Consider the following 24,717-nt stretch of genomic DNA (forward strand, 5'->3'; position numbering starts at 1 on the left):
TCAGCATCACTGGTTTCGCATTCCTGCACGGAGTTGGCTGCCGATGTCCTCACCATCCGTTTCATGGCCTGCCGGCGACACCAGCCGCATTCCCTTCGCCGTTTACACCGACGAGTCGCTGCACCGCAAGGAGCTGGAGCGCTTCTTCTACCAAGGCCACTGGTGCTACATCGGCCTGGAGGCCGAGGTGCCGAACCCGGGCGACTTCAAGCGCACGGTGGTGGGCGAGCGCTCGGTGATTCTGAGCCGCGCGGCCGATGGCACGCTGCACTGCTTCGAGAACGTGTGCGCGCACCGCGGCATGCAGTTCTGCCGCAAGCGCCACGGCAGTGGGGTGAAGGAGTTCGTCTGCCCGTATCACCAATGGAGCTACACGCTGAACGGCGACCTGCAGGGCGTGCCGCTGCGGCGCGGCGTGCGGCAGGACGGGCAGGTCAAGGGCGGCATGCCGGCGGACTTCAACCCGAAGGAGCACAACCTCACCAAGCTGAAGGTGGCCACGCGCGGCGGGGTGGTGTTCGCCTCGTTCGACCACGAGGTCGAATCGCTGGAGGACTACCTTGGCCCGACGATCCTCACGTACTTCGACCGCCTGTTCAACGGCCGGCAGCTCACCATCCTGGGCTACAACCGCCAGCGCATCCCGGGCAACTGGAAGCTCATGCAGGAGAACATCAAGGATCCGTACCACCCCGGCCTGCTGCACACCTGGTTCGTCACTTTCGGCCTCTGGCGCGCCGACAACAAGGCGGCGCTGAAGATGGATGCCCACCATCGGCACGCCGCCATGATCTCGACGCGCGGCAATGCGGGCAGGCAGTCCGATGTGTCGCAGGTGTCCAGCTTCAAGTCGAGCATGGAGCTGGAGGACAAGCGCTTCCTCGACATCGTGCACGAGGACTGGTGGGGCGAGCCGACGGCGGTGATGACGACGATCTTCCCCAGCGTGATCTTCCAGCAGCAGGTCAACAGCGTGTCCACGCGCCACATCCAGCCCGACGGGCACGGCAACTTCGACTTCGTGTGGACGCACTTCGGCTTTGCCGACGACACCCCGGAGATGACGGCGCGCCGCCTGCGCCAAGCCAACCTGTTCGGACCGGCCGGCTTCGTCAGCGCCGACGACGGCGAGGCGATTGAGCTGTCGCAGTGCGGTTTCACGCAAAGCCTCAGCACCGCGCGCTGGCCGAACTGGGCGGGCGCGGCGTGGAGGAAACCGACCACATGGTCACCGAAACGCTGATCCGCGGCATGTACGCCTACTGGCGCAAGGTCATGGAAGCCGAACCGCAGTCCGCGAAGGAGGGCGCATGAAACTCGACTTCGACACCTGGCAGGCGTTGGTGCAACTGCAGGCCGATTACGCCGCCGCCGTGGACTCGGGCGACTGGGAGCTGTGGCCGACCTTCTTTACCGCCGATTGCCTCTACAAGCTGCAGCCGCGCGAGAACCACGAGCGCGGTTTTCCGCTGGCCACGCTGTCGTTCGACAGCCAGGCCAGTCTGCGCGACCGCGTTTACGGCATCAAGGAAACGCTGTTCCACGACCCGTACTACCAGCGCCACGTGGTCGGCGCGCCGGTGATTCGCGGCGTGGGCGAGGACGGCATCCGCTGCGAGAGCAACTACGCGGTGTTCCGCACCAAGCTCAACGGCCTGTCGACGGTGTTCAACGTGGGCCGCTACATCGACCGCGTGGTGCCCACGCCCGCCGGCCTGAGGTTTGCCGAGCGGCTGGCGATCTACGACAGTGAGATGATTCCCAACTCGATCATCTACCCCATCTGAGGAAGGAGCGGGCCATGAGCCAGTGGGTCGACGTCGCCGCCGAGGGCGACATCTTTGAAGGCGCGGCCATCGGCGTGGCCGTCGGCGGCCACGATATCGCCGTCTACAAGACCGAGGCGGGCGAAGTATTCGCCACCCACAACATCTGCTCGCACGCCGATGCGCGGCTGTGCGATGGGTTTCTGGAAGGGCACGAGATCGAGTGCCCGTACCACCAGGGCCGCTTCGACATCCGCAACGGCGCGGCCACGCTGGAGCCCTGCGTGGACGCGATCCGCAGCTATCCCGTCAAGGTCGACGGCGGGCGGGTGTGGGTCGAGATCGACTGATTTTTGATAGCTGCTCGCGCTTGTTATATATTGATTTCAGGTCATTTTGTATCTGAAATCATTGCATGACAGGCGCAAGCAGCTATAAAAATAGATCATTCCCTGGCCAGCCACATCGCGTCGCCATAGCTGAAGAAGCGGTAGCGCTGCGCGATGGCGTGGCAGTACAGGGCCATGATGCGGTCGTAGCCCGCGAAGGCGCTCACCAGCATCATCAGCGTGCTGCGCGGCAGGTGGAAGTTGGTGATGAGGGCATGGACCACCTTGAACTCGAACCCCGGCGTGATGAAGATGCCGGTGTCGCCGCTGGCCTCGCCGCTGGCGGCCCACGATTCGAGCGTGCGCACGCTGGTCGTGCCCACGGCCACCACACGGCCGCTGCGCGCGCGACAGTCGGCAATGGCCTGCACGGTTTCGGGCGGCACGTGGTAGCGCTCGCGGTGCATCACGTGCTCGGCCAAGGTTTCGGTCTTCACGGGCTGGAAGGTGCCGGCGCCCACGTGCAGCGTCACGGCCGCGCGCTGCACGCCGCGTGTGTCGATTTCAGCCAGCAGGGCTTCGTCGAAGTGCAGCGCCGCCGTGGGCGCAGCCACGGCGCCCGGGTTCCGGGCAAACACGGTCTGGTAGCGCGCGGCATCTTCGGCGGTGTCACCGTGCGTGATGTACGGCGGCAGCGGCACGTGGCCGTGCGCGGCCATCAGCTCGTAGGCATCGCCCGACAGCCGCAGGTGGAACAGCGGCCCCTGCGCGTCGGGCCAGCGCCCCAGCAGCTCGGCCGTGAAGCCGCCCGCCATGCGCAGCACCGTGCCCGGCGGAGGCTTCTTGCTCACCTTCATGTGCGCGGCCACGCTGCCATCGGGCAGCACGCGTTCGATCAGCAGCTCCAGCTTGCCGCCACTGGGTTTTTCACCGAACAGGCGCGCTTTCACGACTTGTGTGTCATTGAAAACGAGCAGATCGCCGGCGCGCAGCAGCGTGGGCAGATTGCGAAACGCTCGGTCGACGAGCGCCTCGCCGCTGCCATCCAGCAGGCGCGAGCCGCTGCGCTCGGGCGCGGGGTGCTGGGCGATGAGTTCGGGCGGCAGAGCGAAGTCGAAATCGCTCGTGGTGAAAGTGCGTGCAGACATGCTTGAGGGCCGGACGGGCCCGTTCCAAGAAGGGGTGAGAAAGGAGAAGGGCAGAATTGTCCCATGCCATCCCCGGCCGCCACTGCCGACAAGCCGCTGTCCGCACCGCAAAAGGCGCTGCGCAAGCTGGGCCTGGTGCGCCCCATCGACCTGGCGTTGCACCTGCCGCTGCGCTACGAGGACGAGACGCGCATCGTCCGTTTAAGCGATGCGCGCGACGGCGACACGGTGCAGATCGAAGGCGAGGTGACGCATCAGGAGGTGACGTTTCGCCCGCGCCGCCAATTGCTGGTGAGCTCAACGACGGCACCGACACGGTGGTGCTGCGCTTCTTCAACTTCTACCCTTCGCAGCAAAAGCAGATGGCGGTGGGCACGCGCATTCGCGCGCGGGGCGAGCTGCGCGGCGGCTTTGCCGGGCTGACGATGATGCACCCACGGTGCGCGCGGCCGGCGGTGCGCTGCCGCAGGCGCTGACGCCCGTCTACCCCACGGTGGCGCAACTGCCGCAGCCGTACCTGCGCAAGGCCGTGCTGGCGGGCCTGGCGCAGGCGGATCTGTCGGAGACCGTGCCACCAGAGGTTTTGAGCGAAATCGGCCATTTGCGCTTGTGGGACCTGCGCAAGTCGCTCTCATTTTTGCACCAACCGACGCCCGATGTGTCGCTGGCCCAGCTGGAAGATCACAGCCACCCCATCTGGCAGCGCCTGAAGGCCGAGGAGCTGCTGGCGCAGCAGTTGTCGCAACTGGAAGCGCGCCGGGCGCGCGAGCATTTGCGCGCGCCCGTGCTGCGCGCCGAGCGCGGCGGCGTGCACGAGCAACTGCTGGCCGTGCTGCCGTTCCAGCTCACCGGCGCGCAGCGCCGCGTGGGCGAAGAGATTGCGCGCGACCTGGGCCGCGTGCAGCCCATGCACCGCCTGCTGCAGGGCGACGTGGGCAGCGGCAAGACGGTGGTGGCCGCGCTGGCGGCCTGCATCGCCATCGACGCCGGCTGGCAATGCGCACTGATGGCGCCCACCGAAATCCTGGCCGAGCAGCACTTCGCCAAGCTGGTCGACTGGCTCGCGCCGCTGCTGCAGGCGCGCGGCCAGCGCGTGGCCTGGCTCACCGGCAGCCAGAAGAAGAAGGCGCGCGGCGAGATGCTGGCCGCCATCGCAAGCGGCGAGGCGGCGCTGGTGGTGGGCACGCACGCCGTCATCCAGGAGCAGGTGAAGTTTCAGAAGCTGGGCCTGGCGATCATCGACGAGCAGCATCGTTTTGGGGTGGCGCAGCGGCTGGCGTTGCGGCAGAAGTTGACCGATGCGGGTGGCGCACTTCTTCTCCGCCGGCGGGAGAGGGCCGGGGTGAGGGGAAGGCCTCGCTCGCTTCAGGCCAGCCCCTCACCCCAGCCCTCTCCCCAGAGGGGCGAGGGCGCCAGATGGCCACCGAGCCCCACCTGCTCATGATGAGCGCCACCCCCATCCCGCGCACCCTGGCGATGAGCTACTACGCCGACTTGGACGTCTCCACGCTCGACGAGCTACCGCCCGGCCGCACGCCGGTGGTCACCAAGCTGTTGGCCGAGCACCGCCGCGGCGAGGTCATCGAACGCATCCGCGGGCAGATCGCCGAAGGGCGGCAGGTCTACTGGGTCTGCCCGCTGATCGAGGAGAGCGAGGCGCTGGATTTGCGCAACGCCACCGAGACCCACGCCGAACTGAGCGAAGCCCTGCCCGGCCAGATGATCGGCCTGCTGCACTCGCGCATGCCGGTGGCCGAGAAGAAGGCGGTGATGGCGCTGTTCACCAGCGGTGCCATGCCGGTGCTGGTCAGCACCACCGTGATCGAAGTCGGCGTCGACGTGCCCAACGCCAGCCTGATGGTGATCGAGCACGCCGAGCGCTTCGGTCTGAGCCAGCTGCACCAGTTGCGCGGCCGCGTGGGGCGCGGCGCCGCGGCTTCGGCCTGCGTGCTGCTGTATTCGGCGCCCGACGGCGGCCGCCTGGGCGAGACGGCCCGCGCGCGGTTGAAGGCCATGGCCGAAACCAGCGACGGCTTCGAGATCGCGCGGCGCGACCTGGAGATTCGCGGTCCGGGCGAATTCCTCGGTGCGCGCCAGTCGGGCGCGGCGCTGTTGCGCTTTGCCGACCTGGCCGAAGACAGCACCCTGCTGCAATGGGCGCGCGGTGCGGCGCCGCGCATGCTGGACCAGCACGCCGAGATGGCGCGCAGGCATGTCGACCGCTGGCTGGGTACCAAATCGGACTACCTCAAGGCATGATGGCGCCATGACGCTGACTGAACTCAAGTACATCGTGGCCGTGACCGTGCGGAGGGCAGGGCGAGGGGCCCCGCTTGCGGGGATCGACCCCGCAGCGCGATCGTTGCGACGGCGTTGTCGCGCATCGAAGCTGGGGGCAGCCGCATGACCCTGACCGAACTCAAGTACATCGTCGCCGTGATCGTGCGGAGGGCAGGGCGAGGGGCCCCGCTTGCGGGGATCGACCCCGCAGCGCGATCGTTGCGACGGCGTTGTCGCGCATCGAAGCTGGGGACAGCCGCATGACCCTGACTGAACTCAAATACATCGTCGCCGTCGCCCGCGAGAAGCACTTCGGCAAGGCCGCCGAGGCCTGCTTCGTCTCGCAGCCCACGCTATCGGTGGCGGTGAAGAAGCTCGAAGACGAACTGGAGCTGAAGCTGTTCGAGCGCAGCAGCGGCGAGGTGACGGTGACGCCGCTGGGCGAGGAGATCGTGCGCCAAGCGCAGAGCGTGCTGGAGCAGGCGGCCGAGATCAAGGAGATCGCCAAGCGCGGCAAGGACCCGCTGGGCGGGCCGCTGAAGCTGGGCGTGATCTACACCATCGGCCCCTACCTGCTGCCCGACCTGGTGCGCCAGAACATCGAGCGCACGCCGCAGATGCCGCTGATGCTGCAGGAGAACTTCACCGTGCGCCTGCTGGAGATGCTGCGCACCGGCGAGATCGAGGCCGCCATCCTGGCCGAGCCCTTCCCCGACACCGGCCTGGCCATCGCCCCGCTGTACGACGAGCCGTTCCTCGCCGCGCTGCCCAGCAGCCACCCGCTGGCGGCCGGCACTGAAGTGACCACCGAGCAGCTCAAGAACGAGCACATGCTGCTGCTGGGCAGCGGCCACTGCTTTCGCGACCACGTGCTGCAGGTGTGCCCCGAGTTCGCGCGCTTTTCCAGCAGCACCGACGGCATCCGCAAGAGCTTCGAGGGCTCGTCGCTGGAGACCATCAAACACATGGTGGCGGCCGGCATGGGCGTGACGCTGGTGCCGCGCCTGGCGGTGCCGGCGGCCGCGCTGGCCAACCCGCCCGCCAAGGCCGCCCGGCAGGCCGAGGGTGGCCTGATCCGCTACCTGCCGATCCGCGACGACGCCGGCGGCGAGCCGCCCACGCGCCGCGTTGTGCTGGCCTGGCGCCGCAGCTTCACGCGCTATGAGGCCATCGCGGCCCTGCGCAACGCCATCTATGCCTGCGAGCTGCCGGGCGTGGCGCGGCTTTCGTGAGGCTGCCTGAGGCCGCCACGCGGCTTCTTGCCGTTGTGCTGATGGCGCTTGCGCCACTGCCCGTGGCCGCGGCGCTGGTGTCCGATGCGCTGGCCGCGCGCGTGGCGGGCTGGCAGCGGATGATCGATCCGTTGATGCCGGCGTTGCTGCTGCTCGTGCTGATGGTGGTGGCGTGGGCGCTGGTGCAGGCCCGCCGTCGCGCACACCAGCTTGCGGCGGCGGGCGAGGCGCTGGCGGCGCCTTTCGGCTGGCGCCGTGGCCTGGGGCTGGGCGCGCTGGCGCTGGGCTTCGCGCTGCTGGCCGCGGCCATCGGCGGGCACGACACGCACCAGCGCCTGCTGCAGTGGGATGCCGCCGTCGTGGCGGCGGCGCAGCGCGGGTCTCACCGGCGACCCAGCAGGCGTTGCGCTGGGTCAGCGACCTGGGCGACGTGCTGGTGCTGACGCCACTGGTGCTGGCTGTCTTCGGCGGGCTGCTGCTGCGGCGCCAGCGGGTACTGGCGCTGGGCTGGCTGCTGGCGGTGCTGGTCAACAGCCTGGCGGTGCGGGTGCTCAAGGGGGCGATCGGGCGCGAGCGGCCGGCCGGCGCGGCGGAGCTGGTCACCTCGGGCGCCAGTTTCCCCAGCGGGCATGCGGCGGGCGCGTTGCTGGTCTACGGCCTGCTGCTGTGGATCGTGCTGCCGCTGGTGGCGCGGCGGCGCTGGCGCGCGGTGCTGGCGGTGGCGGGCGGCGTGCTGATCGGCGCCATCGTCGTCAGCCGCGTGCTGCTGCGCGTGCATTTCGTCAGCGACGTGGTGGGCGGGCTGCTGCTGGCGGGCTTCACGCTGCTGCTGGCCACGGGGCTGCTGCGCCCGTGGCGCCCGGGTGATGGGGTTGAGTGGGAGCGGCCTTGGCCGCGATAGAGCGTCGCCCGCGGTCTTTATTCCAATTCCCGATCAAGACAGCAAGAAATTCGTCATTCCGGCGAAAGCCGGAATCAAGCGGCGTGTGCAAGAACACATGGATCCCGGCTTTCGCTGGGATGATGGTTGTTCACGCTTTGAAGTAGAGGCGGAATTGCGCCGCATCGCGGGCAAACCCGCGCCCACGACGCGATCCATGGCGCGGCGTTGAGGAACGCCGCGCCGCTTGCTCGCGGCGGCGTCCAGCAGCGGGCTTATGCTCGGCGCCATGGCTGCTGTTTCGCTGCGCGAGCGCCTGGCGCTCTATCTGGACCTGATCCGCTGGGACCGGCCCGCCGGCTGGCTGGTGCTGTACTGGCCCACGATGGGCGCGCTGTGGCTGGCGGCCGGCGGCTGGCCGGGCTGGCATTTGTTCATCGTCTTCACGCTGGGCACGGTGCTGATGCGCTCGGCCGGCTGCTGCATCAACGACGTGGCCGACCGCAACTTCGACCGCCACGTCAAGCGCACGGCGCAACGGCCGATCACCAGCGGCAAGATCAGCGTGAAGGAGGCGCTGGCGGTGGGCGCGGTGCTGGCGCTGGTGGCCTTCGGCCTGGCGCTGACGACCAACGCCGCCGTCATCGCCTGGTCGGTGCCGGCGCTGCTGGTCACCATCCTCTACCCGTTCACCAAGCGCTGGTTTGCCATGCCGCAGGCGGTGCTGGGCATCGCGTTCGGCTTCGGCATCCCGATGGCCTATGCGGCGGTGCAGGGCCGCGTGCCGCTGGAGGCACTGTGGCTGTTTACGGCCAAGATTGCCCTGGTGCTGGCCTACGACACCGAATACGCCATGGTCGACCGCGACGACGACCTGAAGATCGGCATGAAGACCTCGGCCATCACGCTGGGCCGCTTCGATGTGGCGGCGATCATGGTGTTCTACGCCATCTACCTGTCGATCTGGCTGTGGATCGCCGCCCGGCATGCGCCATCAGCTATTCTTTATATAGCGTTCGCGCTGGCGGCGGCGCAGGCGCTGTGGCATTACACGCTGATCCGCGGGCGCACGCGCGAAGGCTGCTTCGTGGCCTTCAAGCAGAACCACTGGCTCAGTGCCACGGTGTTCGCAGGCATCGCACTGTCGTTCGCGCTGCGGGGCTGAAGGCGCTCAGCGCCCGAACTCGTCGCCCAGTTCCCTGGCCCGCGTGCAGGCCGCGTGCATGGCCTGCACGAAGGCGTCCTTGATCCCGGCCTGGTCCATGGCCGTCAGCGCGGCATAGGTGGTGCCGCCCTTGCTGGTCACGCGCTCGCGCAGCAGGGCAAGCGGCTCGGTCGAATCGGCGGCCAGTTGCGCGCCGCCGGCGAAGGTGCCCACGGCCAGGCGGCGCGCCTGTTCGGCGGAAAGGCCCAGTTCGGTGCCGGCCTGCTGCATCGCCTCCAGAAAGTAGAAGACGTAGGCCGGGCCGGAGCCCGACAGTGCGGTCACGGCGTCGAGCTGCGCCTCGCGCTCCACCCACAGCGCATCGCCGGTGGTGCGGATCACGGCTTCGGCCAGCTGCCGGTCGGCGGCGCTGACGGCGGCGCTGGCGAACAGGCCCGTCATGCCCCGGCCCACCAGCGCGGGCGTGTTGGGCATGCAGCGCACGATGCGCGCGCTGCCCGTGGCGGCGGCAATGTCGGCGGCGCGGATGCCGGCCATCACCGACAACTGCAGGGCATTGCCGACGTGCGGGGCGACAGGCGCGGAGGCTTCACGAAAGCTCTGCGGCTTGACGGCCCAGACGATCAGCCCGGCATCGGCCAGCGCGGGGGCGGCGGCGGGCGCGGCGTCGATGTCGTGCTGCGCCTTGAGCGCGGCGCGCGCGGCCTCGAAAGGCTCGACCACCTGGATGTTCGCCGCCGGCAAGCCCTGCCGGATCAGCCCGCCGATGATGGCGCTGGCCATGTTGCCGCCGCCGATGAAGGCGATGCGGGTGGAAGGGGGCAGGGCAGGTGGGGTCATGGCAGATCGGTGGTCGCGTGAACGCGCCAGTGTAGAGGGCGGTGGTGGGCGAGGCGGCGGGTGGTCAGCGGCGGAATGCACTGCGGGGCGACCGGCGCAGGTCTGCCTGTCTCAAGAAAATGGGAGTATGTGTTTTTACGCTTAATGGATAAGCGCTGTCGGCTTGTTTATTGGGGAGTATGCCGGCGCATGCGTCCGCGAAGTCGGCGGCGCTGCCATCGCGGGCAAGCCCGCTCCCACAACACCAGGCAGCGCACGGCCCCATCGGGCGGCCTCAACGTGCGCCGGCCTCTCATCGGATGGTCGCGAAGCGGGCCATGCCAGCGACAGCCGTGCGCGGACCTGTGCCGCGCACTGGCTGTGTCCCCTTCGCGCAGCAAGAAGGGGAAGCGGCGTCAGCCGCTCAGGGGTTGTCCCGAATCCTGGGGATGTGACCTCCATCACCACAAACTGCGTCACCTGCAGCGGGTTGAAGTTGTCGTCGGTACACAGCACCAGTGTGCGGTTCCCATTGGGCAAGGGCGGGCCCCAGGCCATGGCCTCGAAGTTGTCGACGTGCGGCAGGCCGCTGGCACGGAAGTCGAGCAGCAGGCGCTTGGGCGCCGGGCGGTAACGGCCGGGGCGCAGGGTGCCGACGCCCAGCGTGTCGCTGGCGCCGTCCAGATCGGCCTCGTACAGCCGCACCGACACGCCGGTGGCCAGCGACCAGGCGCGCTCCAGCACCCACACGTGGCGCTCGTCCCGCAGCAGGATTTCCGACACGCCGCTGTCGGCCACGCCGTGCGGCATGGCGGGGCCGAAGGGTTCCGGCTCGGGCAGGTAGGCCACCTGCCGGTCGGCGCGGCCGCTGGCCAGGTCGAACCGGGTGATGCGGCACGGCCCGGGCGGCGCGGCGGGCGAGGCGGTGCCGCGGTCCTGCGCCAGCGCGCCTTCCATGGCGGCCCAGGCGTGGCGGCCGTCGGGCGCCAGCGCCAGGCCTTCCAGGGTTTCGTTGTTGCGCGGGCCGCGGCGCAGGCGGCCGATTTCGCGCAGGTGGGCGGGCAGCGGCAGCTGGCGCAGCAGGCGGCCATCGAGCGCGGATTCGTACAGCGCCGGCGCGATGCGGGCGCGGATGTTGCCCTCGCTGGCCCACAGCAGGGTGGCGGGCTGGCCGCCGCTGCCGGGGCGCAGGGCCAGCGCCTCGGGGTCGACCTGCTGGCGCGCGAACGGGCGGCCGTCGGCACCGCGCAGGGTGATCACGTCCACCCACTCGGGCCGCAGCGGCTGGCCGGCGGCAAACGGCGGCAGGCGCAGCACGTAGCAGCGCGCGGGGGCGTGGCGGCTGCGGTCGTCCGACAGGGCGTACCACAGGTTGTTGGGCGCGTCGTAGGCCAGGCCGGAGAGGCCGCCGACCAGCGTGCCCTTGAACTCGGTGCCGCTGGGCAGGCTGCCGTGCGCCAGCCGCTTCAGCGGCGGGGGCGGGGCGGCGCCGCGCTCGCGCGCGCGCAGCACGGGCACGGCCAGCGCGGCCGCGGCGGCCGATGCGCCGATCAGCAGGCGGCGACGGGCAAGAGGTGTCGCAAGGCGGGGCATGGCGGCGCAGTGTAGTGCGCTGGACCGCGTTGGGCGACGATTGGCGCGCCTCAGAGGCTGTCCTCAAATTCATCGCGGTAAGCGATTGCCCCGGATCGGGTGTCCTGCAAGGCGCATCTCGCAGCCAATAGCTTGTGCTATTGGCAAGGGATGCAACGCCGCAGGGCGCCCGAGACCGGGACAAGCGCGGCGCGAGGAGTTTGAGGACAGCCTCTCAGGTCTTCGGCTACGCTTGCCGGCATGCGTTACCTCCTCGCGCTCGACCAGGGCACCACCAGCAGCCGCGCCATCGCCTTCGACGCCCAGGGCCGCGTGGCGGCGCTGGCGCAGCGCGAATTCGCGCAGCACTTTCCGCAACCCGGCTGGGTGGAACACGACGCCGCCGAGATCTGGGCCACGCAACGGGTGGTGGCGCGCGAATGCATGCAAAAACTGGCTGCAGTGCAGGCTGGGCGAGCGCAGTCAGCTATTGAAATTACAGCGATCGGCATCACCAACCAGCGCGAGACGACGGTGCTGTGGGACCGCGCCACGGGCCAGCCGGTGGCACCCGCCATCGTCTGGCAGGACCGGCGCACCACCGCGCGCTGCGAGCAGTTGCGCCGTGCCGGCAAGGCGGCGCTGATCCAGCGCAAGACCGGGCTGGTGCTGGACGCGTACTTCTCTGCCACCAAGCTCGAATGGCTGCTCGACCAGGTGCCCGGCGCCCGCGCGCGCGCCGAAGCGGGCGAGCTGGCCTTCGGCACCATCGACAGTTGGCTGATCTGGAACCTGACCGGCGGCGCCGAGGGCGGGGTTCACGCCACCGACGCCAGCAACGCCGCCCGCACGATGCTGATGGACATCCACCGGCTGGCGTGGGACGACGAACTGCTGCGCCTGTTCAACATCCCGCGCGCCGTGCTGCCGCGCATCGTGCCCTCCAGCGGCGTGCTGGGCGAGACGGCGCCGGATGTGCTTGGTGCGCCGATCCCGATCGCCGGCGTCGCGGGCGACCAGCAGGCCGCCACCTTCGGCCAGGCCTGCTTCGCGCCCGGCATGGCCAAGAACACCTACGGCACCGGCTGCTTCATGCTGATGAACACCGGCGACCGCGCCGTGCGCAGCCGCAACCAGTTGCTGGCCACCGTGGGCTGGCAGGGGCCGGACGCAGCGGGCGCGCGGCGCACGGCGTATTGCCTGGAGGGTTCCGTCTTCATGGCCGGCGCCACCGTGCAATGGCTGCGCGACGGCCTGCAGATGATCCAGAGTGCTTCAGAAATCGAAGCGCTGGCCGCCAGCGTGCCCGACACCGGCGACGTGTTCCTGGTGCCTGCCTTCGCCGGCCTGGGCGCGCCCGACTGGGACGGCCGCGCGCGCGGCACGCTGGTGGGGCTGACGCGTGGCACCACGCGCGCCCACATCGCCCGCGCGGCGCTGGAGGCGATTGCGCTGCAGTCGGCCGACATCTTCGGCGCCATGGTGCGCGACAGCGGCATCCAACTCACCGAGCTGCGCGTGGACGGTGGCGCCAGCCGCAACGACCTGCTGATGCAGCTGCAGGCCGACCTGGCTGGCGTGCCCGTGGTGCGCCCGCAAGTCACCGAAACCACGGCGCTGGGCGCCGCCTACCTGGCCGGGCTGGCCACGGGCGTGTGGCAAGGGGGCGACGAGATTGCCGCGCAATGGGCGGTGGACCGGCGCTTCGAGCCGAGCCTGCCCGAGCCCCAGCGCTTGGCGCGCATCGCCCGCTGGCGCGAGGCGGTCGAACGCTCGCGCGGCTGGGCGCGCGACGGGGCGTGATGGCGCTGGGTGCGGTGGCGCGCAAGGCTTGCAGGCGCCCATCAGGCGATAGCGATTTGGCGCCGCATTGCGGTCATTATTCAAGAGCTGCTTGCGCCCGATGATTGGGCGCTGAAGCCGTTTTTCATTACCAAAAAATTTCAGAAGTCCCCCCTCCATTCCCCTGCCGCAACAAGCGCTGCGCCAGCCCAGGCGCGCCCGCGCCGCAGGCCGCAGCCGCCGCGGGGCGACAAAAACCGCGCGCATTCCGTCATATGCTTGCCGTCTTTCCGCGCCGCCCCCGGCGCCTGATCTGCAAGCCGCTCCCGTCATGACCACCCCCTGCCCACCGACCGCGCCGCCCTGCTGGCGCGCCTGGCCGAGCCGCGCAAATACGACATCGCCATCGTCGGCGGCGGCGCCACCGGCCTGGGCGTGGCGCTGGACGCGGCCCAGCGCGGCCACAGCGTGGTGCTGATCGAGGCCCACGACTTCGCCAAGGGCACCAGCTCGCGCGCCACCAAACTGGTGCATGGCGGCGTGCGCTACCTGGCGCAGGGCAACATCCACCTGGTGCGCGAGGCGCTGCACGAGCGCGTGCACATCCTGGGCAGCGCGCCGCACCTGGCGCAGCCGCTGGCCTTCGTGATGCCCTCGTACAAGCTGTGGGAGACACCTTTCTACGGCACCGGCCTGAAGATGTACGACGCGCTGGCCGGCAAGGCCGGGCTGGGCCGCACCGAATGGCTGGGCGCGGCCGAGACGCTGCACCTGCTGCCCGGCGCCCGGCCGCAGGGGCTGAAAGGCGGCGTCAAATACTGGGACGGCCAGTTCGACGACGCCCGCTTGGCGCTGGCCATTGCCCGCACGGCGGCGGCGCACGGCGCGCTGCTGGTCAACTACTGCGAGGCGGTTGACGTGCTGCACGACGCCGGCCGCGCCGTGGGGCTGGTGGCGCGCGACGTGGAAACGGGGCGCGAATTCCGCATCCAGGCTGGCTGCATCGTCAACGCCACGGGCGTCTGGGTCGATGCGTTGCGCCAATACGACGCCCGCGCCGCCGGCAAGCCCGTCACCCCCATGGTGGCGCCCAGCCAGGGCGCCCACGTGGTGGTCGACCAGTCCTTCTCGCCCGGCGACCATGCCCTGCTGGTGCCCAGCACCGCCGACGGCCGCGTGCTGTTCGCCGTGCCCTGGCTGGGCAAGCTGATCCTGGGCACCACCGACGCGCCCCGGCCCGACCTGCCGCTGGAGCCGCAGGCCTCCGGCACCGAGGTCGATTTCATCCTGCGCGAAGCCGCCAAGTACCTCCGGCGAGCGCCTACGCACGCCGACATCCTCAGCACCTGGGCCGGTCTGCGCCCGCTGGTCAAGCCCGTGGGCGAGGCCGGCAGCACCCAGTCCATCAGCCGCGAGCACACCGTGCTGGCCGCGCCCTCGGGCCTGATCACCGTGACCGGCGGCAAATGGACCACCTACCGCGCCATGGCCGCCGACGTGCTGGCGCGCTGCACGCAGGCAGGCGTGCTGCTGCCGCGCGGCGCCTCGCACACGGCGGGGTTGCATCTGGTCGGCGCGCCGGCCCCGGGCAGCCAGCCGGTGGGCCTGAACCAGCCGCCGGGCCTGCACCTGTACGGCGGCGAGGCCGACGTCGTCAGCGCGCTGCCCGGCGCCGACCGCTGGCTGGCCCCGGGCCTGAGCGAAGCCATGGTGCGCTTTGCCGCTCGCCACGAATACGCCCGCAGCGTGGAAGACGCGCTGGCGCGGCGCGCGCGCCTGCTGTTCCTGGACGCACGCGAGGCCCTGCGCGCCGCCCCGCCGTGGCCAAGGTGCTGCAGGACGAGCGGACGGGCGACCCGGGCCTGGCCGCGTTTGAGGCGCTGGCGCGCAGCTACGCCGGGCCAGCGGCAAGCGCGGCTTGACACGTTTGGAAAAGCTCGGCTAAAATCAGCGGCTTCGCCCATTTTGGGTGTAAGACACTGCCCAATCGCAGGCGCCTTTCAGGCGCCAGGCGGCGGGCCCAAGACTGATCCGGCACAAGCGCTTTTTTGAAGTGCCCGCCGGGTACAAGTTGGGAAACATTTGAAATGATCCAATCTGAATCTCGACTCGAGGTGGCCGACAACACCGGCGCCAAGTCCGTCCTCTGCATCAAGGTGCTGGGCGGCTCGAAGCGCCGTTACGCAGGTGTCGGCGACATCATCAAGGTGAGCATCAAGGAAGCCGCTCCGCGTGGCCGCGTCAAGAAGGGCGAGGTCTACAGCGCCGTGGTGGTGCGCACCGCCAGGGCGTGCGCCGCGCCGACGGCTCGCTCATCAAGTTCGACGGCAACGCCGCCGTGCTGCTCAACAACAAGCTGGAGCCCATCGGCACCCGCATCTTCGGCCCGGTCACGCGCGAACTGCGCACCGAGCGCTTCATGAAGATCGTGTCGCTGGCCCCCGAAGTTCTGTAAGGACAAGCGCCATGAACAAGATTCGCAAGGGCGACGAAGTCATCGTGCTGGCCGGCCGTGACAAGGGCAAGCGCGGCACCGTGTCGCTGCGCGTGTGCCCCGAGCGCGTGGTGATCGACGGCATCAACATGGTCAAGAAGCACGCCAAGCCCAACCCCATGAAGGGTGTGGCCGGCGGCATCGTCGAGAAGGCCATGCCCATTCACCAGTCGAACGTGGCCATCTACAACAAGGCCACCGGCAAGGCCGACCGCGTCGGCATCAAGACCCTGCAGGACGGCACCCGCGTGCGCGTGTTCAAGTCCAGCGGCGAAGAGATCAAGGCCTGAGGACCATCATGGCACGACTGCAACAACACTACCGCGAAAACGTGGCGCCCGAGCTGATGAAGAAGTTCGGCTACAAGTCGCCGATGGAGGTGCCGCGCATCACCAAGATCACGCTCAATATGGGCGTGAGCGAGGCCGTGGCCGACAAGAAGGTGATGGACAACGCCGTCGCCGACCTGACCAAGATCGCCGGCCAGAAGCCCGTGGTCACCAAGGCCAAGAAGGCCATCGCCGGCTTCAAGATCCGCGAAGGCCAGGCCATTGGCACCATGGTCACGCTGCGCGGCACGCGCATGTACGAATTCCTGGACCGCTTCGTCACCGTCGCGCTGCCGCGCGTGCGTGACTTCCGCGGCATCTCGGGGCGCTCTTTCGACGGCCGCGGCAACTACAACGTCGGCGTGAAAGAGCAGATCATTTTCCCCGAGGTCGAATACGACAAGGTCGACGCCCTGCGCGGCCTGAACATCAGCATCACGACGACGGCCAAGAACGACGAGGAAGCCAAGGCGCTGCTCGCCGCCTTCCGTTTCCCGTTCAAGAACTGAGGTAGCGACGTGGCCAAGAAAGCACTGATCGAACGCGAACTCAAGCGCGAGCAACTCGTCGCCAAGTACGCCAAGAAGCACGCCGAGCTGAAAAGCATTGCCAACGATGCCAAGCGCAGCGACGAAGAGCGCGCGCAGGCCCGCCTGGCGCTGCAAAAGCTCCCGCGCAACGCCAACCCGACGCGCCAGCGCGCCCGCTGCGAGATGACCGGTCGTCCGCGCGGCACCTTCCGCCAGTTCGGCCTCGGCCGCGCCAAGATCCGCGAGCTGGCCTTCGAAGGCCAGATTCCCGGCGTCACCAAGGCCAGCTGGTAATCGGCAGGAGAGAACAACATGAGCATGAGTGATCCCATCGCCGATCTGTTGACCCGCATCCGCAACGCGCAGATGGTGGCCAAGCAGGTCGTGTCGGTGCCGTCGTCCAAGGTCAAGGTGGCCATTGCCCAGGTGCTGAAGGACGAGGGCTACATCGACGGCTTTGAAGTCAAGAGCGAAGGCGGCAAGTCCGAGCTGCAGATCGCCCTGAAGTACTACGCCGGTCGCCCGGTTATCGAGCGCATCGAGCGCGTCAGCCGTCCCGGCCTGCGCGTGTACAAGGGCCGCGACGCCATTCCCCAGGTCATGAACGGCCTCGGCGTGGCCATTGTCACCACCCCGAAGGGCGTGATGACCGACCGCAAGGCGCGCGCTACCGGTGTGGGCGGCGAAGTGCTGTGCTACGTGGCCTAAGGAGAAACGAGCATGTCACGTATTGCAAAAATGGGCGTCGCCGTTCCTCAGGGCGTCGACGTGCAGATCAAGGAAGATCAGATCACCGTCAAGGGCAGCGGTGGTGAGCTCAAGCTCGCCCCTAACGACCTGGTGAAAGTGACGGCCAAGGACGGCGCCCTGTCGTTCGAGCCCGCGAACGAGACCCGCGAGGCCAACGCCATGAGCGGCACCATGCGCCAACTGGTGAACAACATGGTGGTCGGTGTCAGCAAGGGCTTCGAGAAGAAGCTGAACCTGGTCGGCGTGGGTTTCCGCGCCCAGGCCAGCGGCAACAAGCTGAACCTGCAGATCGGCTATTCGCACCCCGTCAACTTCGAGATGCCCGAGGGCGTCACGGTGACGACCCCGACCCCGACCGAGATCATCGTCAAGGGCGCCAACCGCCAGGTGATCGGTCAGCTGGCTGCCGAGATTCGCGACGCGCGTCCGCCCGAGCCCTACAAGGGCAAGGGCATCCGCTATGCCGACGAGCGCGTCGTCATCAAGGAAACCAAGAAGAAATAAGGACCTGCATCATGATGACCAAGAAAGAGCAGCGTCTTCGTCGTGCACGTCAGACGCGCATCCGCATTGCCGACAAGGGCGTGGCACGCCTGTCCGTGAACCGCACCAACCTGCACATCTACGCCACCGTGGTGTCGGAAGACGGCAGCAGGGTGCTGGCCAGCGCTTCCACCGCCGAGGCCGACATGCGCAAGGCGCTGGGTGCCGCCGGCAAGGGTGGCAACGTCGCCGCCGCGCAGCAGATCGGCAAGCGCATCGCCGAGCGTGCTAAGGCCGCGGGCGTGGAAAGGTGGCTTTCGACCGTGCGGGCTTCGCCTATCACGGCCGCGTCAAGGCTCTGGCCGACGCAGCCCGTGAGGCCGGTCTGCAGTTCTAAGACGGCAGGACAGACAAATGGCAAAGTTTCAGGCAAGAACGCAAGGCGACGGTCCCGAGGACGGCCTGCGCGAGAAGATGATCGCGGTCAACCGCGTGACCAAGGTGGTCAAGGGTGGCCGTATCCTGGGTTTCGCCGCGCTGACCGTCGTGGGCGATGGTGATGGCCGCGTCGGCATGGGCAAGGGCAAGTCCAAGGAAGTGCCGGTGGCCGTGCAGAAGGCCATGGAGGAGGCACGTCGCAACATGCTGAAGGTGTCGCTTAAGGATGGCACCATCCACCACAACGTGACCGGCCACCACGGTGCCGCGGTCGTGATGATGGCCCCGGCCCCGCGCGGTACCGGCATCATCGCCGGCGGCCCGATGCGCGCCGTGTTCGAGGTGCTGGGCATCACCGACATCGTGGCCAAGAGCCACGGCACGTCGAACCCCTACAACATGGTGCGCGCCACGCTGGATGCGCTGCGCAACTGCACCACGCCCGCCGAAGTGGCGGCCAAGCGCGGCAAGTCGGTCGAAGACATCTTCGCCGCCTGAACTGGAGTAGAGATATGGCAACCGAGCAGAAAACCGTCAAGGTTCAGCTGGTTCGCAGCCCCATCGGCTGCAAGGAATCGCACCGTGCGACGGTGCGCGGCCTGGGCCTGCGCAAGCTGAACAGCGTGCGCGAACTGCAGGACACGCCTGCGGTGCGCGGCATGATCAACAAGATCGACTACCTGGTCAAGATCGTCTGAGGAATCGGATCATGGAACTCAACACCATCAAACCTGCCGACGGCGCCAAGCGCGTGCGCCGCCGCGTGGGGCGTGGCATCGGCTCCGGCCTGGGCAAGACCGCTGGTCGCGGCCACAAGGGCCAGAAGTCGCGTGCCGGCGGCTATCACAAGGTTGGCTTCGAAGGCGGCCAGATGCCGCTGCAGCGTCGCCTGCCCAAGCGCGGCTTCAAGTCGGCCTCGCTCAAGTACAACGCCGAAGTGACCCTGTCGGATCTCGAGCGCCTGGGTGCTGCGGAGGTTGACCTGCTGGTACTCAAGCAGGCTGGTCTCGTGCGCGCGATCGCCAAGGTCGTCAAGGTCATCAAGTCGGGCGAACTCACCAAGGCCGTCAAGCTGACGGGCGTGGGCGCGACTGCGGGTGCCAAGGCTGCCATCGAGGCGGCTGGCGGCTCGCTGGCCTGAGTGTTTCAAGTCAGAGGTATTGAGTAGTGGCCACCAGCGGACCGCAAATCGCGAAGACCGGCAAGTACGGCGACCTGCGTCGCCGCCTGGTCTTCCTGCTGCTCGCGCTGGTCGTGTACCGCATCGGCGCGCACATTCCCGTGCCCGGCATCAACCCGGACCAGCTGCGTCAGCTGTTCCAGGGCCAGCAGGGCGGCATCCTGAACCTGTTCAACATGTTCTCGGGTGGTGCACTGTCGCGCTTCACGGTGTTCGCCCTGGGCATCATGCCCTACATCTCCGCATCGATCATCATGCAGTTGATGACCTATGTGGTGCCGACCTTCGAGCAGATGAAGAAGGAAGGCGAGGCAGGGCGTCGCAAGATCACCCAGCTGACGCGCTACGGCACGCTGGCGCTGGCGCTGTTCCAGTCGTTCGGCATCGCCGTTGCGCTGGAAACGTCGCAGGGCCTGGTGGTCAGCCCGGGCTGGGGTTTCCGCATGACCGCGGTGGTCAGCCTGACGGCCGGCACCATGTTTCTGATGTGGCTGGGCGAGCAGATCACCGAGCGGGGCTTGGGCAACGGTATCTCGATCCTGATCTTCGCCGGCATCGCCGCAGGCCTGCCGAACGCGGTCGGTGGCTTGATGGAATTGGTGCGCACCGGTGCGATGAGCGTCATCATCGCGCTGTTCATCGTGGCCTTGGTGTGCCTGGTGACCTACTTCGTGGTGTTCATCGAGCGCGGCCAGCGCAAGATTCTGGTCAACTATGCGCGGCGCCAGGTGGGCAACAAGGTGTATGGTGGCCAGTCGTCGCACCTGCCGCTGAAGCTGAACATGGCCGGTGTGATCCCGCCGATCTTTGCGTCGTCGATCATCCTGCTCCCGGCCACCGTCGTGGGTTGGTTCAGCGCCGGTGATTCGATGCGCTGGTTGAAGGACCTTGCCGGTACCTTGACACCGGGCCAGCCGATCTATGTCATGCTGTACGCGGCGGCCATCATCTTCTTCTGCTTCTTCTACACGGGCCTGGTGTTCAACAGCCGTGAGACGGCAGACAACCTGAAGAAGAGCGGTGCGTTCATTCCCGGCATTCGTCCAGGTGATCAGACGGCGCGCTACATCGACAAGATCCTGATGCGCCTGACCTTGGCTGGTGCGATCTACATCACGGCGGTGTGCCTTCTGCCGGAGTTCCTGATCCTGCGCTACAACGTGCCGTTCTACTTCGGCGGCACCTCGTTGCTGATTCTGGTGGTGGTGACCATGGATTTCATGGCCCAGGTGCAGAACTACATGATGAGCCAGCAATACGAATCGTTGCTCAAGAAGGCCAACTTCAAGACAACGCTCAACGGCTGACGGAAATTGGTGTTCAGTGGTGCCTGCGTGGCGCCGGCTGAACAAAGAAAGTTTTAGGAGAGTGAAATGAGAGTTTCAGCTTCGGTCAAGAAGATTTGCCGCAACTGCAAGATCATCCGCCGCAAGGGCGTCGTGCGCGTGATCTGCACCGACCCGCGCCACAAGCAGCGCCAGGGTTGATGGGTTAGCGCCCGCTAGAGTTCAAGAGGATAGACCATGGCACGTATTGCTGGTATCAACATTCCGCCGCACAAGCACGCCGAGATCGGCCTGACCGCGATCTACGGCATCGGCCGTTCGCGCGCCCGCCAGATCTGCGAGGCCTGCGGCATTCCGTACGCCAAGAAGATCAAGGACCTGACGGACGCTGATCAGGAAAAATCCGTGACGCGATCGCCCAGTTCATCATCGAAGGCGACCTGCGCCGCGAAACCACGATGAACATCAAGCGCCTGATGGACATCGGCTGCTACCGCGGTTTCCGTCATCGCCGCGGCCTGCCCATGCGCGGCCAACGCACGCGCACCAACGCACGCACCCGCAAGGGCCGCGCAAGGCCGCGCAGGCGCTGAAGAAATAATCAAGGAACGCTAAGACATGGCCAGAGCACCCGCCAGCAACGCCGCGCAGCGCGTACGCAAGAAAGTCCGCAAGAACATTTCGGACGGCATTGCCCACGTGCACGCATCGTTCAACAACACCATCATCACCATCACCGACCGCCAGGGCAACGCCTTGTCGTGGGCATCGTCGGGCGGCCAGGGCTTCAAGGGTTCGCGCAAGTCGACGCCTTTCGCGGCCCAGGTGGCCTCCGAAGTGGCCGGCCGTGCGGCGATGGAACAAGGCATCAAGAACCTGGATGTCGAGATCAAGGGCCCCGGCCCCGGTCGCGAGTCTTCGGTGCGTGCACTGGCCGCACTGGGCATCCGCATCACGTCCATCTCCGACGTGACGCCGGTGCCGCACAACGGTTGCCGTCCGCAGAAGCGCCGCAGGATCTAAATAACGAAGGGTCAACACGGCATTGCTGCGCATGCCGTGTCCTTTGTTTTTCGTTAAGCCCACCGCCGTCCGCTTGCATGCAGACGGCTCCCCGGCAAGCGGCCGGGGCAGACAACTTCAAGGAAACCCACGTGGCACGTTACCTCGGCCCCAAAGCCAAACTTTCCCGCCGTGAAGGCACCGACCTGTTCCTGAAGAGCGCACGCCGCTCGATCAGCGACAAGGCCAAGTTCGACACCAAGCCCGGCCAGCACGGCCGCACTTCGGGCCAGCGCACGTCCGACTACGGCCTGCAGCTGCGCGAGAAGCAGAAGGTCAAGCGCATGTACGGCGTGCTGGAGAAGCAGTTCCGCCGCTACTTCGCGGAAGCCGAGCGCCGCCGTGGCAACACCGGTGCCAACCTGCTGTTCCTGCTCGAGTCGCGCCTGGACAACGTGGTGTACCGCATGGGCTTCGGCTCCACCCGCGCCGAAGCGCGCCAGCTGGTGTCGCACAAGGCCGTCACGGTGAATGGCCAGCCGGTGAACATCCCGTCGTATCTGGTCAAGACCGGCGACGTGATCGCCGTGCGCGAGAAGTCGAAGAAGCAGACCCGCGTGCTGGAGGCCATGCAACTGGCCGGCCAGGTGGGCTTTCCGTCCTGGGTCGAGGTCAGCACCGACAAGGTCGAGGGCACCTTCAAGAAGGTGCCGGATCGCGATGAATTCGGTGCCGACATCAACGAATCGCTGATCGTCGAACTCTATTCGCGCTGATCCTTGAGTTTCAGCGCGCCATCTCATCCGACCCGCCGCCCTGGCGGGTTTGGCGCTTCACCAGCCTTACCGGTGTAACGAGCCGGGGGTATTGAGAGGAAGTCTAGGAAAAATGCAAACCCAACTGCTGAAACCCAAAGCGATCAACGTCGAGCCCCTGGGCCACAACAAGGCGAAGGTCACGCTCGAGCCGTTCGAACGCGGCTACGGCCACACCCTGGGCAACGCGCTGCGCCGTGTGCTGCTGTCGTCGATGGTCGGCTACGCGCCCACCGAAGTGACGATCGCCGGCGTGCTGCACGAGTACTCGTCCATCGACGGCGTGCAGGAAGACGTGGTCAACATCCTGCTCAACCTGAAGGGCGTGGTGTTCAAGCTGCACAACCGCGACGAAGTCACGCTGAGCTGCGCAAGGATGGCGACGGCGTGGTCACGGCCGCCGACATCCAGACGCCGCACGACGTCGAGATCATCAACCCCGAGCACGTCATCGCCAACCTGTCGCAGGGCGGCAAGCTCGACATGCAGATCAAGGTCGAGAAGGGCCGTGGCTACGTGCCCGGCACGCTGCGCCGCTACGCCGACGAGCCGACCAAGTCGATCGGCCGCATCGTTCTGGATGCCTCGTTCTCGCCGGTCCGGCGCGTGAGCTACGCGGTCGAGAACGCCCGCGTGGAGCAGCGCACCGATCTCGACAAGCTGGTGATGGAGATCGAGACCAACGGTGCCATCAACGCCGAGGAAGCGGTGCGCGCATCCGCCAAGATTCTGGTCGAGCAGCTGGCGGTGTTCGCGCAGCTGGAAGGCAGCGCGATCGGTGAAATTTTCGAGACGACGCAGCAGCGCAGCGGCGCCGCCAGCTTCGACCCGATCCTGCTGCGTCCGGTGGACGAGTTGGAACTGACGGTGCGTTCGGCCAACTGCCTGAAGGCCGAGAACATCTACTACATCGGCGACCTGATCCAGCGTACCGAGAACGAGTTGCTCAAGACCCCGAACCTGGGTCGCAAGTCGCTCAACGAGATCAAGGAAGTGCTGGCTTCGCGTGGCCTCACCCTCGGCATGAAGCTGGAGAACTGGCCGCCGTCCGGTCTGGACAAGAGGTAAACAAGCTCCCCTGAGGCGCTGGCGCGCCTTCCCCTGAGGGGACGGCGCCAGTGGCCGGGCCAAGCCCGTTCCACGGCGCCCTCGCATGGCCTGCTCCGCGGCCATCTGTTTTTTTAAGTAGTCCGCCCTTTCAAAAGGGCACACCAGTGCAAGGGCCGTACCTGATCCGGCGGTCCTGTTAATAAAGAAACCTGAAAGGAAAAGCACCATGCGTCACGGCAACGGCCTTCGCAAACTCAACCGCACCAGCGCGCACCGCCAGGCGATGCTGCGCAACATGATGAACTCGCTGATCGAGCACGAGGCGATCAAGACCACCGTGCCCAAGGCCAAGGAACTGCGCCGCGTGGTCGAGCCCATGATCACGCTGGCCAAGAACGACAGCGTGGCCAACCGCCGCCTGGCCTTCGCCCGCCTGCGCGACGACGCCAGTGTGGCCAAGCTGTTCACCGAACTGGGCCCACGATACAACGCCCGCCCGGGCGGCTACACGCGCATCCTGAAGATGGGCTTCCGCGTCGGCGACAACGCCCCCATGGCTTTCGTCGAGCTGGTGGATCGCCCCGAAGCGGATGGCGAACAAGCGGCTGAATAATCTGTTATAATCTCAGGCTTACCGCGCGATGGAGCAGTCTGGTAGCTCGTTGGGCTCATAACCCAAAGGTCGGAGGTTCAAATCCTTCTCGCGCAACCAAATACCTGACAAGAAGCCCGCTGATCACAGCGGGCTTTTTGTGGCCGGTCGCAGCAGCTCAGGCTACTTCGCCGGCCGTCGATGCTTCTATATTGATAGTTGCTTGCGCACGTCGGGACTTGTTTTCAAGAAGAAATGGCCTGAAATCGCTGTGGAACGTGCGCGAGGCGCTATAGATGGAGAAGCGTTACCAGCCCGTGCCACCGCGTGCGCGGCGCAGGATGAAGTCGCTTTCAGCCAGCACAGGCTGCCCTTCGCGCGCCAGCGGTTGCCACTTGCCGCGGATCTCGGCGCCGCAGGCAGCGGGGACCAACTGGCCGCTCCAGAAGGCGAACAGCGTCTTGCCGTCGCGCGATTCGTCCAGGTTGAATTCGCCGCCTTCGACGTCGCCCGAGGCAATCGACCGCTGCCCGCCGTAACGGAACTCGCCGCGCAGGCTGGCGCTGAATTCGGGTGCTGGCGCAGCGTGAGCTGGCCGCGCTGGCCCGCCTGCACCAGCTCCACCTCCCAGCTGCCGTGCAACTGTGCGGCATGCAGGCGCGTGACGTCGGGGCAATCCGCCCCTGTGGTGGCGGTCGATGTTGCGGCAGGCGCACGGGTTTCAATGGCGTTTTGGCCTGCGGCACAGGCAGATAAAGCGCTGGCAGCTATCAATAATGAAGTCAATCGCGGCTT

24 protein-coding genes, 1 tRNA gene and 7 pseudogenes are annotated in these 24,717 nt (G+C 67.4%); 28 read left to right on the forward strand and 4 right to left on the reverse strand.

Translation table 11 applies throughout. The annotated features are described in order from the left end of the window. Positions 1-43 precede the first annotated feature (43 nt). The 3 genes and pseudogenes from H0I39_RS12000 (at position 44) to H0I39_RS12010 (ending at position 2,116) form a co-directional block, all read left to right on the forward strand. Positions 44-1,314 (forward strand): annotated as a pseudogene (locus H0I39_RS12000) (aromatic ring-hydroxylating dioxygenase subunit alpha). Continuing rightward, positions 1,311-1,787 (forward strand): aromatic-ring-hydroxylating dioxygenase subunit beta, encoded by a 477-nt coding sequence (locus H0I39_RS12005; RefSeq protein WP_180550639.1) that lies wholly within the window; start codon positions 1,311-1,313, stop codon positions 1,785-1,787. The pseudogene H0I39_RS12000 and the gene H0I39_RS12005 overlap by 4 nt, the downstream one beginning before the upstream one ends. Positions 1,788-1,801: 14 nt before the next feature. Next, positions 1,802-2,116: a non-heme iron oxygenase ferredoxin subunit gene (locus H0I39_RS12010; protein WP_180550640.1), complete on the forward strand. Its 315-nt coding sequence runs from the start codon at positions 1,802-1,804 to the stop codon at positions 2,114-2,116. Positions 2,117-2,211: 95 nt separating this feature from the next. Here H0I39_RS12010 and queA read toward each other — a convergent pair whose 3' ends face one another. Then, complete coding sequence (gene queA / locus H0I39_RS12015) at positions 2,212-3,243, reverse strand: tRNA preQ1(34) S-adenosylmethionine ribosyltransferase-isomerase QueA (RefSeq protein ID WP_180550641.1); 1,032 nt, start codon at positions 3,241-3,243, stop codon at positions 2,212-2,214. Between the two features lie 63 nt (positions 3,244-3,306). Between queA and recG the strand changes: the two are divergent. From recG to ubiA, 5 genes and pseudogenes are all read left to right on the forward strand, one after another. After that, positions 3,307-5,502 (forward strand): annotated as a pseudogene (gene recG, locus H0I39_RS12020) (ATP-dependent DNA helicase RecG). 281 nt (positions 5,503-5,783) lie between these two features. After that, complete coding sequence (locus tag H0I39_RS12025) at positions 5,784-6,755, forward strand: hydrogen peroxide-inducible genes activator (protein ID WP_180550642.1); 972 nt, start codon at positions 5,784-5,786, stop codon at positions 6,753-6,755. Between the two features lie 41 nt (positions 6,756-6,796). Continuing rightward, complete coding sequence (locus H0I39_RS12030) at positions 6,797-7,198, forward strand: hypothetical protein (RefSeq protein WP_180550643.1); 402 nt, start codon at positions 6,797-6,799, stop codon at positions 7,196-7,198. Beyond that, positions 7,159-7,656: a phosphatase PAP2 family protein gene (locus tag H0I39_RS12035; protein ID WP_180550644.1), complete on the forward strand. Its 498-nt coding sequence runs from the start codon at positions 7,159-7,161 to the stop codon at positions 7,654-7,656. The genes H0I39_RS12030 and H0I39_RS12035 overlap by 40 nt, the downstream gene beginning before the upstream one ends. A gap of 268 nt (positions 7,657-7,924) precedes the next feature. Next, entirely contained in the window at positions 7,925-8,800 is an 876-nt protein-coding gene (gene ubiA / locus H0I39_RS12040) for a 4-hydroxybenzoate octaprenyltransferase (RefSeq protein ID WP_180550645.1), read from the forward strand. Between the two features lie 6 nt (positions 8,801-8,806). Here the strand turns inward: ubiA and proC are convergent, their stop codons facing one another. Continuing rightward, positions 8,807-9,640 carry a pyrroline-5-carboxylate reductase gene (gene proC / locus H0I39_RS12045; protein WP_180550646.1) on the reverse strand — a complete coding sequence of 278 codons (834 nt, stop codon included), beginning with the start codon at positions 9,638-9,640 and terminating at the stop codon, positions 8,807-8,809. A gap of 141 nt (positions 9,641-9,781) precedes the next feature. Beyond that, a complete protein-coding gene (locus tag H0I39_RS12050) occupies positions 9,782-11,212 on the reverse strand; it encodes an esterase-like activity of phytase family protein (RefSeq protein ID WP_180550647.1) in 1,431 nt (476 codons plus the stop codon). Positions 11,213-11,452: 240 nt separating this feature from the next. Between H0I39_RS12050 and glpK the strand changes: the two genes are divergently transcribed. The 20 genes and pseudogenes from glpK (at position 11,453) to H0I39_RS12150 (ending at position 24,042) form a co-directional block, all read left to right on the forward strand. Then, on the forward strand, positions 11,453-12,994 hold the full coding sequence (glpK, locus tag H0I39_RS12055; RefSeq protein ID WP_180550648.1) for a glycerol kinase GlpK: 1,542 nt from the start codon (positions 11,453-11,455) through the stop codon (positions 12,992-12,994). Positions 12,995-13,315: 321 nt separating this feature from the next. Further along, a pseudogene (locus H0I39_RS12060) lies at positions 13,316-14,895 on the forward strand (glycerol-3-phosphate dehydrogenase/oxidase). 165 nt (positions 14,896-15,060) lie between these two features. Further along, a pseudogene (gene rplN, locus H0I39_RS12065) lies at positions 15,061-15,428 on the forward strand (50S ribosomal protein L14). A gap of 11 nt (positions 15,429-15,439) precedes the next feature. Beyond that, positions 15,440-15,757, forward strand: coding sequence for a 50S ribosomal protein L24 (rplX, locus tag H0I39_RS12070; protein ID WP_180550649.1), 318 nt, complete (start codon positions 15,440-15,442; stop codon positions 15,755-15,757). Between the two features lie 8 nt (positions 15,758-15,765). Continuing rightward, positions 15,766-16,305 (forward strand): 50S ribosomal protein L5, encoded by a 540-nt coding sequence (gene rplE, locus H0I39_RS12075; protein ID WP_180550650.1) that lies wholly within the window; start codon positions 15,766-15,768, stop codon positions 16,303-16,305. A gap of 9 nt (positions 16,306-16,314) precedes the next feature. After that, positions 16,315-16,620: a 30S ribosomal protein S14 gene (gene rpsN / locus H0I39_RS12080; protein WP_180550651.1), complete on the forward strand. Its 306-nt coding sequence runs from the start codon at positions 16,315-16,317 to the stop codon at positions 16,618-16,620. Between the two features lie 18 nt (positions 16,621-16,638). Further along, the gene (gene rpsH, locus H0I39_RS12085; protein WP_180550652.1) at positions 16,639-17,034 is read left to right on the forward strand and encodes a 30S ribosomal protein S8; all 396 of its coding nucleotides are present in this window, start codon (positions 16,639-16,641) and stop codon (positions 17,032-17,034) included. Between the two features lie 12 nt (positions 17,035-17,046). Next, positions 17,047-17,580 carry a 50S ribosomal protein L6 gene (rplF, locus tag H0I39_RS12090; RefSeq protein WP_180550653.1) on the forward strand — a complete coding sequence of 178 codons (534 nt, stop codon included), beginning with the start codon at positions 17,047-17,049 and terminating at the stop codon, positions 17,578-17,580. An 11-nt stretch (positions 17,581-17,591) separates the two neighbouring features. Continuing rightward, a pseudogene (gene rplR, locus H0I39_RS12095) lies at positions 17,592-17,956 on the forward strand (50S ribosomal protein L18). A 17-nt stretch (positions 17,957-17,973) separates the two neighbouring features. After that, positions 17,974-18,495, forward strand: a complete 522-nt coding sequence (gene rpsE / locus H0I39_RS12100; protein WP_180550654.1) for a 30S ribosomal protein S5 — start codon at positions 17,974-17,976, stop codon at positions 18,493-18,495. A gap of 14 nt (positions 18,496-18,509) precedes the next feature. Next, complete coding sequence (rpmD, locus tag H0I39_RS12105; RefSeq protein ID WP_180550655.1) at positions 18,510-18,695, forward strand: 50S ribosomal protein L30; 186 nt, start codon at positions 18,510-18,512, stop codon at positions 18,693-18,695. Positions 18,696-18,706: 11 nt separating this feature from the next. Then, positions 18,707-19,138, forward strand: a complete 432-nt coding sequence (gene rplO / locus H0I39_RS12110) for a 50S ribosomal protein L15 (protein WP_180550656.1) — start codon at positions 18,707-18,709, stop codon at positions 19,136-19,138. A 26-nt stretch (positions 19,139-19,164) separates the two neighbouring features. Next, a complete protein-coding gene (gene secY, locus H0I39_RS12115) occupies positions 19,165-20,484 on the forward strand; it encodes a preprotein translocase subunit SecY (protein ID WP_180550657.1) in 1,320 nt (439 codons plus the stop codon). 66 nt (positions 20,485-20,550) lie between these two features. Further along, positions 20,551-20,664, forward strand: coding sequence for a 50S ribosomal protein L36 (gene rpmJ / locus H0I39_RS12120; RefSeq protein ID WP_011481465.1), 114 nt, complete (start codon positions 20,551-20,553; stop codon positions 20,662-20,664). A 36-nt stretch (positions 20,665-20,700) separates the two neighbouring features. Then, positions 20,701-21,064: pseudogene (gene rpsM, locus H0I39_RS12125) on the forward strand (30S ribosomal protein S13). A 17-nt stretch (positions 21,065-21,081) separates the two neighbouring features. Then, complete coding sequence (gene rpsK, locus H0I39_RS12130; RefSeq protein ID WP_180550658.1) at positions 21,082-21,486, forward strand: 30S ribosomal protein S11; 405 nt, start codon at positions 21,082-21,084, stop codon at positions 21,484-21,486. 131 nt (positions 21,487-21,617) lie between these two features. Then, positions 21,618-22,241, forward strand: a complete 624-nt coding sequence (gene rpsD, locus H0I39_RS12135) for a 30S ribosomal protein S4 (protein ID WP_180550659.1) — start codon at positions 21,618-21,620, stop codon at positions 22,239-22,241. Positions 22,242-22,353: 112 nt separating this feature from the next. Beyond that, a pseudogene (locus H0I39_RS12140) lies at positions 22,354-23,348 on the forward strand (DNA-directed RNA polymerase subunit alpha). 208 nt (positions 23,349-23,556) lie between these two features. Then, on the forward strand, positions 23,557-23,943 hold the full coding sequence (rplQ, locus tag H0I39_RS12145) for a 50S ribosomal protein L17 (protein WP_180550660.1): 387 nt from the start codon (positions 23,557-23,559) through the stop codon (positions 23,941-23,943). A 22-nt stretch (positions 23,944-23,965) separates the two neighbouring features. Then, positions 23,966-24,042, forward strand: a tRNA-Met gene (locus H0I39_RS12150). 187 nt (positions 24,043-24,229) lie between these two features. Here the strand turns inward: H0I39_RS12150 and H0I39_RS12155 are convergent. After that, the gene (locus tag H0I39_RS12155) at positions 24,230-24,598 is read right to left on the reverse strand and encodes a hypothetical protein (protein ID WP_180550661.1); all 369 of its coding nucleotides are present in this window, start codon (positions 24,596-24,598) and stop codon (positions 24,230-24,232) included. Positions 24,599-24,717 lie beyond the last annotated feature (119 nt).

It is taken from the genome of Ottowia beijingensis (genome assembly GCF_013423955.1).
Classification (GTDB): Bacteria; Pseudomonadota; Gammaproteobacteria; order Burkholderiales; family Burkholderiaceae_C; genus Ottowia; species Ottowia beijingensis.